Raw genomic sequence first — 14,424 nt, forward strand, 5'->3', positions numbered from 1 at the left:
GCAAGACCCGGGGTCATGGTTTGTCCGCGGGGATGTAATATGGTTTGGATTTGTGCAAGTTGATATCGGCTCCCACGACGGTCACCCACGAAAATGCGTATTGCCACATGGGGTCGACGAGCAACGTACCGAGTTGGGCAGCAGCAAACGGCGACACCTTTTGTTTGAACAATTTTCGCGGCAGCCGAGCAAAGACGAAGCCTACGAGTGAAAATTGATCGAGGCCCGTGCCGAAGACTCGATTGTACCGTCCCGTAATACCAAGCAGCAATTCTCCGGGAAGCGTCACGGGAGCCGCATAGCCGACGACCAATTCATGGGTTTGACTCACGTCGTGAAGTTTGCGCAAAGTAAACGTGAACGTGTCGTGGAATACCGCGTTGTAGCTCGCTCCGGGCGCCCGATAAAGATTGAAGTCGGCCATGAAGTTGTATTGAAATACGATGGGTCCGACTTTGCCCTGCAGCGTGGGCATCACGCGTAGACGCGTGCCACCAATGTTGATGGGATTTTCATAATTTGCGATGTTATTGACGCCAGCGTCGCCCGACCAATCGAGCGCCGATGTGTTGCCTCGTTCGATCCGCCCTTCCGCGAGCCGCTCGTGCCCGAGCGGAGTCAAAACACGCAAGCCCCCATTGAATGGGCTATAGATGAAATAGTCGTAAGCTGCCTCCATTCGGAGCTTGAAAAACGCAATCGGCGTGATTTCGATGAACGGCCCAAATGTATTGTTCACGTAGCCGTACAGGTCACGCACGCCAATCGTAACATTCGTCGAATCCCACAAGATACCGGGCCTTTTGACGAGCGGCACCTTGTATCCGAGCGTCGCGCCCCAGGCCGATCGGGTATAATGCATTCCAAATGGTACCCAGACAAGCGATAGGTCGACGGAGCTTTCTCGAGGCACCGGTGGTGGAGCATCGGCGCGATTCGAAGATCCGGCCGATGCCGATCTTTCGGTCGCTTTCCGTTGCACTTCGGCGTCCGCGGGGTATGCGATCGACGCGATGGCAGCCAAAGTCAAGAGAGAAATGAACTTTTTCATGCCACGCATCGCCTCGGCCTGCCCACGAGCGCGCCCTTACTCTTTGCGGCGGAAGACCACTTCACTGCCAAGCGTGTATATACCTGTGCTGTTCGTTATGCAATCATGTCGACGTGACGCAGCGCGTACGGCCTTTTTTCTGAAATCCGGAGGGTGAAATGTTACAAGCTCAAACGATTATCGGCATCGTCACCATCTGTATGGCGATCTTGTCCGTGGGGTGCGACGAGACGAGTCACAAGGACACCCCCGCGCCTGATCCCAATACCAATCCCGATGCGGGTCCTCCGCCTGGCAATCCGGATGGGAAATGCGCAATTCCGACTGAAGCTCGAGCCGAAGACACGTCGAACCCCGATCATGTCGTCGGCACCGGCACTCCTGAAAGCTGCACGGGCGATGCATTCGTCGAAGCGGTTGCCAAAGGTGGCGTCATAACGTTCGATTGCGGCCCTGATCCCGTGATCATCAAGCTCGATAAGACTGCAAAAATATTCAACAATACCGGTCCCAAAATCGTCATCGACGGCGGCGACAAGGTCACGCTGAGCGGTTCGGGCAACGTCCGCATTTTGTACCAAAACACCTGCGACGAAGCTCAAGTTTGGACCACACCGATGTGCCAAAATCAAGATCATCCGTCCCTCACCGTCCAAAACATCACGTTTGTCGATGGAAACGCCTCGGGACTCGATCCCTACGGCGGCGGAGCCATTTTCGTTCGTGGAGGTCGATTCAAAGTCGTCAACAGCCGATTCTTCCACAATCGCTGCGACGACGTTGGACCCGACGTGGGAGGCGGGGCCATTCGAGTGCTCAGTCAATACGAAGGTTTGCCCGTGTACATCGTGAACAGCACGTTCGGCGGCAGCGACGCTCTCGGCAATGTATGCTCGAACGGCGCGTCACTCAGCAGCATCGGCGTGTCGTATTCGGTCATCAACAGCGCCTTCAGTTTCGAGCGCGCGATTGGCAATGGCGCGAACCCGGCCAAACCGGGGACTCCTGGCGGCGGCAACGGAGGCGCCATTTACAACGACGGCAATACGTTCCATCTCTCGCTGTGCGGCTCGACCATTACCGATAGCACGGCCAATGAAGGAGGTGGCGCCATTTTCTTCGTGAGCAACGATCGCACGGGAACGCTCACGATCGAAAGTTCGACATTGCAGCGAAACAAGAGCCTGCAATTCGAAACGCAAGGTTATCCGGGCATTTTCGTGCTGGCCAAGGGCGACCCACAGGTGACGAATTCGACCATCGAGTAGCTGCTCTTGATGGGTGCTTATCAGGGTATCACTGGTGACGACGAAAGCCTGGGGAGTGGTTCGATATTGCGGCGCTCGTGGTGGTTCCTGCTGTTTGAGCCCGCGAAGCGGGCGAGTTCAGGGGGACCGCGAGTGCCGCAATATCGAACCCTCCCCAGGCGAACAAGCAGCGATTTGCCGCATATTCTGGTCAATCCACTAAAGCGCGAATTGCCGATTGTGCCCGTTGGTGCATTCGCTGCGCATGCGCCTTGCAACGACATACGCCATCTCGAGCGCCTGCGCGTGATTCAACCGTGGATCGCAACGCGTTTCGTACGCGCGCGACAGGTCGGTTTCCCGCACTCCGCCCCCGATACATTCGGTCACGTCGTCACCGGACAATTCCAAGTGCACGCCGCCGAGAATGGTTCCGCAATCGGAATGCGCCTCGAACGTTTCATCAATTTCGCTGGCAATCGCCTCGAACGAACGCGTCTTTTTCCCGTCCGCCACCGTAACCGTATTGCCATGCATCGGATCGCATACCCAGAGCACCCTTCGATCTGCTCGCCGTACGGCATCGAGAAGCCGCGGCAGGGCGCCTTTCACCCGCGCTGCACCCATACGCGTGACGAGCACCAATCTACCCGGCTCGTTGTCCGGATTGAGCACTTGGCAGAGACCGAGCACTTCGTCGGGCGTCGCGTCAGGGCCAATTTTGACGCCAATGGGATTGCGTATGCCCCGGAAAAACTCCACGTGCGCACCGGAAAGCGTGCGCGTACGCGCGCCGATCCATGGCATGTGCGTGGTCAAGTCGTAATGTCCGCTTTGGCCGGAAATCACCTTGGTCTGTGCAGACTCGTAATGCAGGTGAAATCCCTCGTGACTCGTATAGAACTCCACCCGCGACAGTTCGCATACGGGATGTTCTCCAAGCGCCTCCATGAATCGCAATGCATCGGCCAGTTCTTGCGTGGTCGCAAGATAACTTTCGCGAAGCGGCGCAGGGAGGCCAGCGCGGTCGAAAAACGACAGGTCCCAAACCTCCGGATGGTGCAAGTCTGCAAACCCGCCACCGGAAAGTGAACGCACGAAATTGAGGGTCATTGCCGCATGCTCGTAACACGCAAGCAAGAGCTGCGGATTGGGCCTTCGCGCTTCGGGCGTTCGTTCGGGCCTGTTCACGAGGTCGCCGAAATAACTGGGTAACGTGACGCCTCCGCACGTCTCGGTCAAACTCGAGCGCGGCTTTCCATATTGACCCGCAATGCGCCCGACTCGAACGACGGGTTTTTTGCTGCCCAAGATGAGGACGAGCGACATTTTCAGCAAAATCGCGAGCGTACGCTCGATCGCGCCCGGATTGCATTGTTCCAGGGTCTCGGCGCAATCGCCTCCTTGAAGCAGAAAGCGTTCACCGCACTGAGCCGACGCAATCAGCGCCTTGAGTCGTTCGATTTCCCACGACGTTACCAGCGGCGGCAGATTCGCGATGCGACATGCAATGCGATCGAGTTCGTCTGGGTCGGCATAAGGCATCGACTGTGGATTAGGAAAGGTTTTCCAAGAAATCGGGCTCCAATGTTGCACAGAACAAGCATAGCGCGCTCGATCGCTTTGCACAGCCGGGCGACAGCCATTTCTGTTTTCGTCGATATTCGCAATTGCCGTGGCGTCGGTCGCAGACGATTCGCGAATACATGGAATGCCTTCCGAACGCCTCAACCACAATGACCACTGTCCTCCCCGGACGGTGGTACACACGAAAACCCAACGCGACCACAGTCGAATTCGATTTTCGTTCCACCAATGCACAAAGTAATCATCGTGCCATTACACGTGTCGATGCCTGCGGAGTCCGGACTGCACACATCGGTCGTCCTGACGCATCGTCCACCTTTGGATTCCATGCTGCAATCCGCGTCCATTGCGGCGCAATCGAATTCGGATGCAAGAGCGCCATCGCATACGCGCACTCGCTTTCCATCGGGTGCGCAGACTGCTTTCCCGGGTTCGTCGCAAGGAAACACTCCGTCCTCGGTCGCGCATTGCGCATCGGCGCCCTCCGCGCCCTCGGGACACGTGAGTCCCACGGTATTGCAATCCTTCGCAACACGTAAATTCGTCGCCGGATCGCAACGCACGTAAACGCCAGACGTACAGCGCGGCGGCGGGGAGCTGTCCTGACTGCACTTCGACAGCGCGCATCGGCCCTCGCCGCCGAGCCCCAAATCGCATTCGCTGCCGGCTCCATAATGGGGAGCTCGGCACCGTTCCGCGATTTCGGTCGTGCAATCCAGCAGCACTCCACCCGCCATACATTGGTCCCCGACCACTCCATTACACTGCGGATCGGCATTATCGAGCGGCTGCACGTATGCACACTCGAGCGCCTCCGCGCACCCGCTGGCGTGGGCAATGCATTCGAGCATTGCAGCTTGCGCATCGAGCCCAAAACGTGTCGAAGGCAAAGGGCCTGCAAGCCACGACAAGCACGTCGAAAATCGAAGCGGGCTCGCAGGTACCCCGATGGACCGTGCAATCGCCGCGGACAGATAGGGGCAGTCGCGGGCGAAAAAACACGCTCGAACCCCGTCCTCCACAGACAAATAGCCTGCATAGGGAGTTTTGGCGGGCGGAACGGTGAGACCGTCGAATACGGTACATCCGTGCACGACAAAGCCGGTCGTCAACAGCGCAGCAACGAACCTTGCGCGTCTGCGCGGCCCGAGACAAACAGCCAAGGGAATCATCGATAAGGATTTTCTTGTAACTCGGTCGAGTGGCGCTTGTCTACCTTTTCTCGAATCGGTGCCGCTCGACGAACGGGCGTCGATGGCGTGCGAGGCGACGACGGTGCAGTCGCAGTTACCACCGAACCCAAAGGAGCCAAAGGTTTGCTGTCGCTTTTCGAGCCCCCCGGAGGCGCTTCGGCGGGATCGCTGGATGCCGCGGGGTTTGTCGTCGGCAAATGCACCGCCATTTTTTGCGCGTATGCATTCGGACTCGGATTGCGCGGAAGGAAGAACATGCCGCCACTTGCCGCCGTACTGATGGACACGAGTAAAACAGCGCTCCATTTGCGATACGTGTCTCGTTTCTTGCCAGAACGCGCTTCGACACTCGCTGCCGACCCATGACCGTCGTCCAACGCTGGCACATCGATTGTCTGGCCATCCACGAATGCTCGAATAGCATTTCGTCGCCTCGAAAATTCAGATTGGCCAAACCGCTCGACGAAAGCCGCAACGTCGGTCGCTGGTGCCGGCGGTAATGCACGTTCGAGCGCCTCGGCGAAGGCACGCGCCGTCGGAAATCTTTCTTCACGCTCACGACACAGCGCTCGAGCAAGGACTTCATCCACTTCGAGCCCAACGTCCGGAATCGCTCGGCTCACGGTGGGAATTTCATCGGCCAAAACACCAATCAAAATATCCGCTTCGTCGCGCCCTTCGAAAAGTCTTTCCCCCGTGAGCGCTTCGTAAAGCACCGCACCTGCGGCAAATACGTCGGCACGACGGTCCAATTCGCGACGGCGGAGTTGCTCGGGAGACATGTATGCAATCGTGCCCCTCATATCGCCGCTTCTCGTTTTACACAATCGACTCGCGGCGCGGGCAATACCGAAATCAATGATGCGACCGCGACCGTCTGTCCCGACGAGCACGTTGTTGGGACTCACGTCACGATGAACGATTTCGAGCGGATCGCCACGAAGATCCTTCGCATCATGCGCCGCATGAAGCCCCGACAATACATCGAGCATGATGCGACTCGTCATGGCGGGAGGAATGCGTTCACCCGCTCGGCGTACGGCCCCGAGCAATGCTCCCAGAGACAAGGATTCCACATAAGGCATGACGAGACAAACTTCACGATCATGGTTCGTCACGTCTTCGACATGCACGACGTGCGGGTGCTGAATGGCCGCTCCGAGGCGAGCTTCTTCGCGCAGCATGTCTCCTGATTTCGGGTCTACCAAAAGCCACGGGTGAATCCGCTTGATGACGACGAGCCGCGCGAAAAAAGCGTCGCCACGCTTGTGCGCAAGATACGTCGTGGCCATTCCCCCAGCAGCCAATTCAACCACGATATCGTGAGAACCAATCCGTATTGGTGTTTCACGCATTCAAAAACTCCCCATGACACCGAATTGCAGAGGCATCCCTGCTACCGGCGGTAGCACGGAAATTGCCGTTTTCGTCGTCGACCCATTCCACTTCCATAGCGATATCAGCGCCGCCGTCACCACGGCCGAACCAATGGCCCCTCCCAAAATTGCATTGGTGCGGAATTGCTTGTCTTTCCCCGCTGCGAGTTTTTCTTCGGTCGGTGCCGCGTCGAATTCTTCCTTTGCTGCCAGCGTATCCATACCAGACCACAATACGAGCGACGCAGCTCCAACGGTAACGCCACCCGCCGCGATCGCCGCGGACCCGAGCCACCCTTGCGCTCGATTCTTGGGCGGAAAAGTATTCGATGGCGCCCCCGAATGCGGCTTCGACACGGTCGGCACGGAGGTTTGGACAATCGATTCCGGCGCGGGAGCGTCACGCAAAATGGGCTCGGGCTTTTCCACGAGCACCACGGAGCGCACGCTGCCGGCCTCAACCACTTCGGTACGCTGAATTTTCGTCTCGCCCGTTTGTCCTTCGATAACGTGCATCCCGGGGTGGACATACACGCTCGTGCCTTCAATCGATTCATTGTCGACACGCACGACGTCGACCTCGGCCGCATACACTTCAATGCGGCCAAGCTTCTCCGCAAGCGCGCCAAGTGCTGCCGTGGCAGCGTCTCGGTCCGGAGCATCATCGGGAGCCAATCGCAAATACTTTGCATATCCGTTTGCCGCCCGTGTTGGCTCCCCTGCACGCTCCCACGATCGAGCGGCATTCCACAGCGGAGCGTAATGCGGCATGTTACGATACGCTTCGTCGAAGGACTTTGCCGCAAGCACGAAATCACCAGCGTCGAAAGCTCGCTCCCCTTGCTCGAACAAGCGCCGAGCAGCATCTCGCCGATCACTCGAAGCCGCTTCAGCCTCTTGCGCACGCGCGCAGGGAACATTGTACGATGCGCCGACGATGGCGGCGAAGCAAAAAATCGTCACACTCAGGCGAGCAAAGTACATGCCATCACGATACCACAACCGAGTCGAGATCGCAGCGCTCGTCGACCAATCAAGCGGCTGCTAGGTCATATTTCGACCGACCTCGACGCCGAGTACACCAATTCGGACGACAGCCGCGCCGGCATGGCATATTCTTCCAGGGAAACATGAAAGAGCAGACCCCCCCAGCACGCCCCGATCCCGATGCCGAGCTCGTCGATCGCGCTCTGCTCGGCGACAGGCACGCGTTCGACGCTTTGGTCACGGCGCATCGTGATGCAATCACGCGACTATGTCGCCGATATGTGCGGCGCCATGAAGACGCCGAAGACGTGGCGCAGCGAGCTTTTCTGAATGCATTCGAGAAGCTCGGCGATTTCCGCCGTGAATCGACGTTTCGCACCTGGCTCCATCGAATCGCCGTCAACCTGGCCTTGAACCACGTTCGGCATGCAGCCCACGAAGCGCCCATTGCAGAGCTGGACGACTTGCCCACGTTCACCAATGCCCTCGAAACGAGTCGTCTGGTGGCTGCGGAAGTGTGGAATCGCGCTGCCGCACGCATTGCCGAGCTGCCACCCAAACAGCGGCTCGTGGTCGAGCTGCGGTTATTTCACGAGCTGAGCTTTGGTGAAATAGCCGTCCTCGCGGATTGCAGCGAAGACAGCGCCAAGGTGAATTTTCATCACGGAATCAAGCGCTTGCGCGAATGGATTCCCAATCCGATGACGTGATGCTCATCGAGTTTCATGGATCGATTGACGGTACGTCGTTCGTTTCACGAGGGCGATGACCGAAACCAATAATCCGGCGACAAAAAGGAGCGCCGTGATGAAAAGCCATTTCGATCGCCATAGCCTTACCATGAATTCGGACGCCGACTCGGCATCGTACAACGTGACTGTTCGAACGATTGCACAAGCGCCAGCCGCGTCGTCGTCGTGAAGCACGCGCCGCGTTTGTCCGGGCTTGATGCCCGCGCGCATCACGGCATCTTGGTTCCTCGAATGCGCGAGCCCCAAAGCGTGCCCCAGCTCATGCAAAAGCACACTCTCGAGATCGAGTGCGTCGCTCGGCACGCTGGTTTCGCCGCTCCATGTGCGCGTTGCATCGATTTCAATGACCACGTGGCGAATATCGCCGTGAAATTTGTCGCTGTCGATATCCGTGTGTGCAGCTATCGCTTTTCCGAATTTCCAATCGTCGACGATGGGCCGAATCTCAATCAATACGTCATCTTCGTCTTCCGTGAGCACGAACACGGGCGACGAACAAGCTTTCGCATTCCACGTTGCAATGGCGCGCAAAAGCGGAGCTTGGCCTCCATCGGAAAAACCCGGCACGGGTGAATCGAGATGCACCCGTGCCGGCAAGGAAGTCAAGCGAAGACGTGCGCCGTATTCGGTCCGGCCTTCCTCGTAGGCCAAAACGTTTGGCACGACCGCCACCTGGGCGGCCAAAACCACGAGGAGCGTCCGGAAAAACCGCGATGCGGCGCGCCAATGAACCATGGGTTCAGGTGCCAGCGTCGTCGACGCGGTCTGCTTCGGCCGCATCGATATCCATGGCACCCGATTCCTCGAGCAATGCATCGAGCTCGGGATCCACATCCATCCCGTTCTCGCCCACATCCGCTTCATCCGGCGGTTGTTCTCGGGCAAACCCGGCGCACATCGCCACGTCACCTTCATTCGGATTCATGGCGTCGTTGTTCGGATTGTCATCCTCGTACGCCGTCCGGAGACCATCCTTGTCCCAGCATTCATGCGCGGTGCCGAGCAATTGCTTCATGGCACCGAGCGAAGCGACTGCTGCCGCGCCGCGGCCGCCTTCGTCACGTTTCCACAAGATACGCAGGCCCGTGGCTTCGGGGCCCGGGAGTGACGGAATGAAGTCGCCGATTCCGACGGATCGGAAGCGTCCGCCCACACCCACGAGGCGAACGAGATCGGCACCAAAATTGACGACGCGCTTATCGGGATCGTCACGACGTACCACATTATGGTATGCAATGCGCCGTCCGCGTTTGTCTCCACGATGGTTGGCAAACCAGAAGTGAATCGATCCATCGGCGCCGGGCGCATTGAATGCATCGCTCAGATTCGTCAGGTTCACGTGCAGACGACCACCGCCGGTTCGCGGACCTTTCTTTACGAAAATACCCGTGAGCAAGGGAGTACGTGTGTTGTCGGCATTCCTGAGAGCAACGAGATATCGGAAACGACCAGCTGCCATACGCCCCACGACGAGCGTCGCGTCCTTCCCCTGAATCGTCTTTTCCCATTCGGCGAATGCCGTACCATCAGGCCGAGCGCCTTTCCTCGACGGTTCGCCCGCGGCCAATTCCTTCACGAAACCGAGCACCGCGGCCACGTCCATTCGTGCTTTGTCTCCTTGCCTTCGCCCCTCGGCAAGCAGCGTCGCCGGATCACCAATCATCTCCGCGGCCGCAGCAGCATCCGGATCCTGCGTGATCAAATCGCCGAGATCCACCACGTCGTCTTGCGTAATTTCCTCACCGGCCGGCGCCGGCTCGGGATTCCCACCGCATCCCACGAGCGCCAAAGGCAAAGAAAGAACGAGCGCCGCCAACGTATTCTGAAGCAGTTTCATGCCAAAACCTCTCCCCACGATCCTCGTACCAGCGAAAATCGCGTCCAAAACATGGCCAATCGCGCGGCATCCGTGCACGTGCGTCGCTCATGTCCCGCGCTTGGACACGGTCCACGAGGAAAGGTAAAAACTGCTCAAAGCGCGCGTGAACCAGGACTTGCTACTGATGAGGATAGCCCGGGGAAGGTGCGGAGCGATTTCGCGGCGTTGCGGGGGGTCCCACTGTTCGAACCCGCGCAGCGGGCGAGTTTGGGGGGCACCGCGACGCCGCGAAATCGCTCCGCACCCTCCCTGGGCGGACAAACCTAGATTCGTCGAAATACGCTGCTCAACTACCTTTTTTCTTACGCGCCATTGCGCGACGCGCCCAAAACGCCTTCGACTTCGCCCCGGACGCGCCCTTCGTCTTGGCTGCTTTTTTCTTTGCGGGTTTTTCATCGAGCGTCACGAAACGCGCGGCCGACGCATGTTGCCATGATGCCGCGGGCGAATCGTCCGCCAATGTCACTCGCTGAAATTCAATCCATTCCCCGCCTTTTTGAAATGAATCCGTGCGCACGTGCACGAGACCCGCGCGCGAAAGGCCATTGACGATATGCTCGAACGACCGCCTATCCAGCGTATCACCGAACGTGTCACGATGAAGCCGCCCCATTGCCTGCCCATCTTCCCGAGAAAGCGCCGCGAGTATCTTGTTGATTGCCGCCGTTTCCGCAGGACTCGGCTCGCGGAATTTCCGCCCCACACACGCATCCGGCGCGCATACGTCACACATTCCGCAAGGCGTTCCGTCGTCCTCTTGATCGCCGAAATGCTGCACCAGATGCAGCATGCGACAACCATGCCCTTCGGCGAATTTCGCCATCTTCGCCAGGCTTTCTTGCTTGTGCCGCCGCTGCGCAATGTATTCGGGCAAAAAATCGTCCGCGCCCCGACGCACTCCGTCTTCATGATCGACGATGGCACCGCCGTGAATCCACAACTTTTCCAGCACCTTGTCGAATTCTTCTCGCTCGGACGACAATCGCGAAGCAAGCGCATCCTGCGTTTGCGGCCGGTCCGTCAGCGAAGAATAAAGCGCCGAAAGCAGTGCCGGATCAGGGTAGTCTCGCTCGAAAAAGTATTCGTGTGTGCGGCGGTCGACGAAAGAATGCATAAGGATCGCCCGAGAAGGAAGCCCATCGCGCCCCGCTCGCCCGATTTCCTGATAATATGATTCCACACTTCCGGGCAGCGCCAAGTGAACGACGGTGCGCACGTTCGGTTTGTCCACCCCCATTCCAAATGCAATCGTCGCCACCACGATGTCGATGTCACCCGCTAGAAATGCCGCCTGAATACGATCCCGCACGGCCGTTTCCATTCCCGCGTGATATGCGGCCGCGGAATATTTCCGCGATAGCACCTTCGCCGTATCTTCGGCATGCTTGCGCGTCGGAGCATACACGATGGCCGGTCGCCTGTCTTCAGGCGCAAGCAATTTCGTGACGGCTTCTACTCGTCCGGCGGGCGTGAGTTCCACGACTTCGACGGAAATGTTCGTCCGGCGAAACCCATGAATGAACCGAACCCCCTCTCCGAGACCCAATTCTCGTACGATGTCGTCTTGAACCACGGGCGTCGCCGTTGCCGTGAGCGCAATCACGGGCGCCGGCCTGAGCGACGGAAGCCTTTGTCCAATCATTCGGTAATCCGGCCGAAAATCGTGCCCCCAATGCGATATACAATGTGCCTCATCCACCGCAACGAGCGTCGGTTTTCGCCGGGCAAGCATTTCAGGAAAACCGGGTACACGCAATCGTTCTGGCGCGACAAACAAGAAGTCCAATTTGCCAGCCAAATAATCAATGCACGCAGCTCGAGAGCTCGCTCTGTCACGCCCCGAATGAATTCGCTCCGCAGAAAAACCCTGCTTTCTCAACTTGCCGACTTGATCCTCCATCAATGCAATGAGCGGGCTGATGACCAGCGTCGTCCCACCTCGCGCAACCCCCGGAAGCTGATAACACAAAGACTTCCCTGCCCCAGTGGGCATCACGATCAAAACGTCTTTCCCCTCGGCGACGGCGTGACAAACGGGCTCTTGGTATCGCCGAAACGCAGGAAATCCGAACCGCTCGCGCAATATCTCGACAAGCGGCGTCCCTTGCGCCACCGGTTTGCGCTCGACGGGAATGTCGGGTACGATTTTCGGCATATTCGTCCGAGCCTTCGCCGCCCCCGACACCGGGGCGGCCATTGTTTTCCCATCCATCGTCGCTCGTTTGCCCCCCTTCGATTCCTTGGGAGACGCCATTGCACTTGCAACGACGTTCGATTCCGCTGCCATACCGTTCGCACGCGTCTTCGACACGCTTTTCTTTGCCGCTACCGCTTTGCTTTCGCCAGTCGGCTTCGCCGCCTCGACCGGCATTGGCGTGATCTCCCCATCTTGAACGGCGCCCACGACGTACTTGATGTAACCTTCGATTGCGCGAAGAAACGTTTTCAATTCGCCCTCTCCTCGAGCCATCCGCGCAAGCCGCGCCTCCCATTCCCCTGTCATTGCCACGCTTTTCACATGCGGATGGACCGAATTCACGAGCAATATGCCCTTGTCCGTCGCAACCAAACTCTTCCCTTCACGCGTCACGTATTCGCGTTTGATGAGCGTCTCGATGATCGCTGCACGTGTCGCGGGAGTGCCGAGCCCCGTATCTTTCAATGCATCGGACAATTCTTTTTCGTCCAGGGTTTTTCCCGCCGTCTCCATGGCCGTCAAGAGCGTCGCTTCGGTAAAACGTTTCGGCGGTTTGGTCTTTTTCTTATCGATACGGACGTCCTCCACCCGCTGCTTTTGCCCCTGCGCCAAACCCCTCGGAAGCACTTGGTTTTCCGGCTCGTCGTCGGTCTCGTCCCCGAATTCGCTTTTCTTCCGCTTTTTTGGACCTTCTTTGACGCCACCAAGATCCAATACTTTCCAGCCCGGCTCTTCGACCACCGTACCCGTCGTCTTGAATCGATCCTTGCACGTTCGTCCTTCATCCACCGATTCGACTTCGGTAATCACCGTCGTCGTGCGCTCGACGAGATCATCGTGCCAGGCGCAAAGAAGCCGGCGACAAATCAAATCATAAAGCTTGCGTTCATCCGCGGAAAGACTTTCACTAGGCACGCTCGTCGTCGTCGGAATGATGACATGGTGGTCGGTCACTTTCGAGTCGTCGACGAATCGTTTTCCAAGCGGTGTTTGTCCCGTTCCCGGCGCCAGCAGCGACCGATACGGCGCCTCGATGGCCGCAACGACATCGCCCAGCGTCGATGCAACATCGGTCGACAAATGCCGGCTATCGGTACGCGGATAACTGATGAGCTTGTGACGTTCATACAGACCTTGCGCAACATCGAGCGTCTTTTGCGCGCTCCATCCCCAAAGACGGTTCGCGTGACGTTGCAATTCGGTCAAATCATAAAGAAGCGGCGGAGGCGTTCTGCGAATCTCCGATTTGAGTTTTTCAATTTTGGCTTGCCCCCGCTCCACACGCTTTTTGATACGCTCGGCCTCTTGCCCATCGGGCGGCATTCTCGCAGGCCGTTCCGGCATTTCTGGTTTTTCGGACGCCGCGAGTAGTACGCCAACGTAACGAGCATCTTCGCCCTTCGTGCCTTCGGGAGAAAACGTGGCACGTAATTCGAGATAATCTTCCGAAACGAAAGCTCGAATGGCCAATTCTCGTTCGGCGACCATGGCAAGCGTGGGCGTTTGCACGCGGCCCACGGAAAAATCTTCACGAAATGCAAGTGAATATGCTCGAGAAAGGTTCATTCCGACGAGCCAATCGGCTCGGCTGCGTGCTCTCGCCGCATCCGCAAGCGGATCGTACCATTTTCCGTCGCGTAAATTGCGAAAACCATTACGAATGGCATCCGGGGTCAGCGACGAAATCCAAAGCCGGCGCACGGGTTTGCTGCACGCTGCCGCATCATAAATGTATCGGAATATCAGTTCGCCTTCGCGCCCCGCATCCGTTGCACACACGACGCATTCGACATCCGGTCGCCGTAAAATCTTCTTGACGACATCGAACTGCTTTTTCGTTTCTTCAATCACCACGAGCGGCCATGACGACGGGAGCATTGGCAACGTCCGCAAGTCCCATCGTTTCCAGGCCGGATCCACCTGATGCGGTTGCGCAAGCGCCACGAGATGCCCAATCGCCCACGTCACCACGTACCCGCCACCTTCGATCGCCCCATCCGCCGCCTGCTTCGCGCCAAGAACACGCGCGATGTCGCGAGCAACGGACGGTTTTTCTGCGACGACGGCGATGGTCATGAGGACATACCTGAACGTAGGGCGAGCGCATCATGACAAACTGTCGGGCGATGAGCAATCGCGGAAGTGCTCCGCCCTG

At 58.1% G+C, this 14,424-nt stretch carries 10 protein-coding genes; 2 read left to right on the plus strand and 8 right to left on the minus strand.

What is annotated here, in order from left to right; genetic code table 11:
- Positions 1–13 precede the first annotated feature (13 nt).
- Entirely contained in the window at positions 14–1,051 is a 1,038-nt protein-coding gene (locus IPM54_45075) for a hypothetical protein (protein ID MBK9266936.1), read from the minus strand.
- A gap of 179 nt (positions 1,052–1,230) precedes the next feature.
- On the opposite strand from IPM54_45075, the gene IPM54_45080 reads away from it, so the two are divergent.
- Entirely contained in the window at positions 1,231–2,319 is a 1,089-nt protein-coding gene (locus IPM54_45080; protein MBK9266937.1) for a hypothetical protein, read from the plus strand.
- A 198-nt stretch (positions 2,320–2,517) separates the two neighbouring features.
- Here IPM54_45080 and IPM54_45085 read toward each other — a convergent pair whose 3' ends face one another.
- From IPM54_45085 to IPM54_45100, 4 genes are all read right to left on the minus strand, one after another.
- Entirely contained in the window at positions 2,518–3,894 is a 1,377-nt protein-coding gene (locus tag IPM54_45085; protein ID MBK9266938.1) for a 3-deoxy-7-phosphoheptulonate synthase, read from the minus strand.
- 131 nt (positions 3,895–4,025) lie between these two features.
- Entirely contained in the window at positions 4,026–5,057 is a 1,032-nt protein-coding gene (locus IPM54_45090) for a hypothetical protein (GenBank protein ID MBK9266939.1), read from the minus strand.
- On the minus strand, positions 5,054–6,433 hold the full coding sequence (locus IPM54_45095; protein MBK9266940.1) for a serine/threonine protein kinase: 1,380 nt from the start codon (positions 6,431–6,433) through the stop codon (positions 5,054–5,056). Before IPM54_45095 ends, IPM54_45090 begins: the two co-directional genes overlap by 4 nt.
- A complete protein-coding gene (locus IPM54_45100; protein ID MBK9266941.1) occupies positions 6,434–7,438 on the minus strand; it encodes a hypothetical protein in 1,005 nt (334 codons plus the stop codon).
- A gap of 146 nt (positions 7,439–7,584) precedes the next feature.
- Here IPM54_45100 and IPM54_45105 point away from each other — a divergent pair, with 146 nt between their 5' ends.
- Positions 7,585–8,151 carry an RNA polymerase sigma factor gene (locus tag IPM54_45105; GenBank protein MBK9266942.1) on the plus strand — a complete coding sequence of 189 codons (567 nt, stop codon included), beginning with the start codon at positions 7,585–7,587 and terminating at the stop codon, positions 8,149–8,151.
- Between the two features lie 3 nt (positions 8,152–8,154).
- Here IPM54_45105 and IPM54_45110 read toward each other — a convergent pair whose 3' ends face one another.
- From IPM54_45110 to IPM54_45120, 3 genes are all read right to left on the minus strand, one after another.
- Positions 8,155–8,928, minus strand: coding sequence for a matrixin family metalloprotease (locus tag IPM54_45110; protein ID MBK9266943.1), 774 nt, complete (start codon positions 8,926–8,928; stop codon positions 8,155–8,157).
- Between the two features lie 4 nt (positions 8,929–8,932).
- Positions 8,933–10,030, minus strand: a complete 1,098-nt coding sequence (locus IPM54_45115; protein ID MBK9266944.1) for a hypothetical protein — start codon at positions 10,028–10,030, stop codon at positions 8,933–8,935.
- Between the two features lie 328 nt (positions 10,031–10,358).
- Positions 10,359–14,345 carry a DNA topoisomerase 3 gene (locus IPM54_45120; protein ID MBK9266945.1) on the minus strand — a complete coding sequence of 1,329 codons (3,987 nt, stop codon included), beginning with the start codon at positions 14,343–14,345 and terminating at the stop codon, positions 10,359–10,361.
- Positions 14,346–14,424: the final 79 nt, after the last annotated feature.

Source organism: Polyangiaceae bacterium, assembly GCA_016715885.1.
Classification (GTDB): domain Bacteria; phylum Myxococcota_A; class Polyangia; order Polyangiales; family Polyangiaceae; genus Polyangium.

Excerpts from the sequence above, each read along its gene's own strand:
- IPM54_45075 (MBK9266936.1), bottom strand. The coding sequence starts at position 1,051 with ATGAAAAAGTTCATTTCTCTCTTGACTTTGGCTGCCATCGCGTCGATC.
- IPM54_45090 (MBK9266939.1), bottom strand. The coding sequence starts at position 5,057 with ATGATTCCCTTGGCTGTTTGTCTCGGGCCGCGCAGACGCGCAAGGTTC.
- IPM54_45095 (MBK9266940.1), bottom strand. The coding sequence starts at position 6,433 with ATGCGTGAAACACCAATACGGATTGGTTCTCACGATATCGTGGTTGAA.
- IPM54_45100 (MBK9266941.1), bottom strand. The coding sequence starts at position 7,438 with ATGTACTTTGCTCGCCTGAGTGTGACGATTTTTTGCTTCGCCGCCATC.
- IPM54_45105 (MBK9266942.1), top strand. The coding sequence starts at position 7,585 with ATGAAAGAGCAGACCCCCCCAGCACGCCCCGATCCCGATGCCGAGCTC.
- IPM54_45110 (MBK9266943.1), bottom strand. The coding sequence starts at position 8,928 with ATGGTTCATTGGCGCGCCGCATCGCGGTTTTTCCGGACGCTCCTCGTG.
- IPM54_45115 (MBK9266944.1), bottom strand. The coding sequence starts at position 10,030 with ATGAAACTGCTTCAGAATACGTTGGCGGCGCTCGTTCTTTCTTTGCCT.
- IPM54_45120 (MBK9266945.1), bottom strand. The coding sequence starts at position 14,345 with ATGACCATCGCCGTCGTCGCAGAAAAACCGTCCGTTGCTCGCGACATC.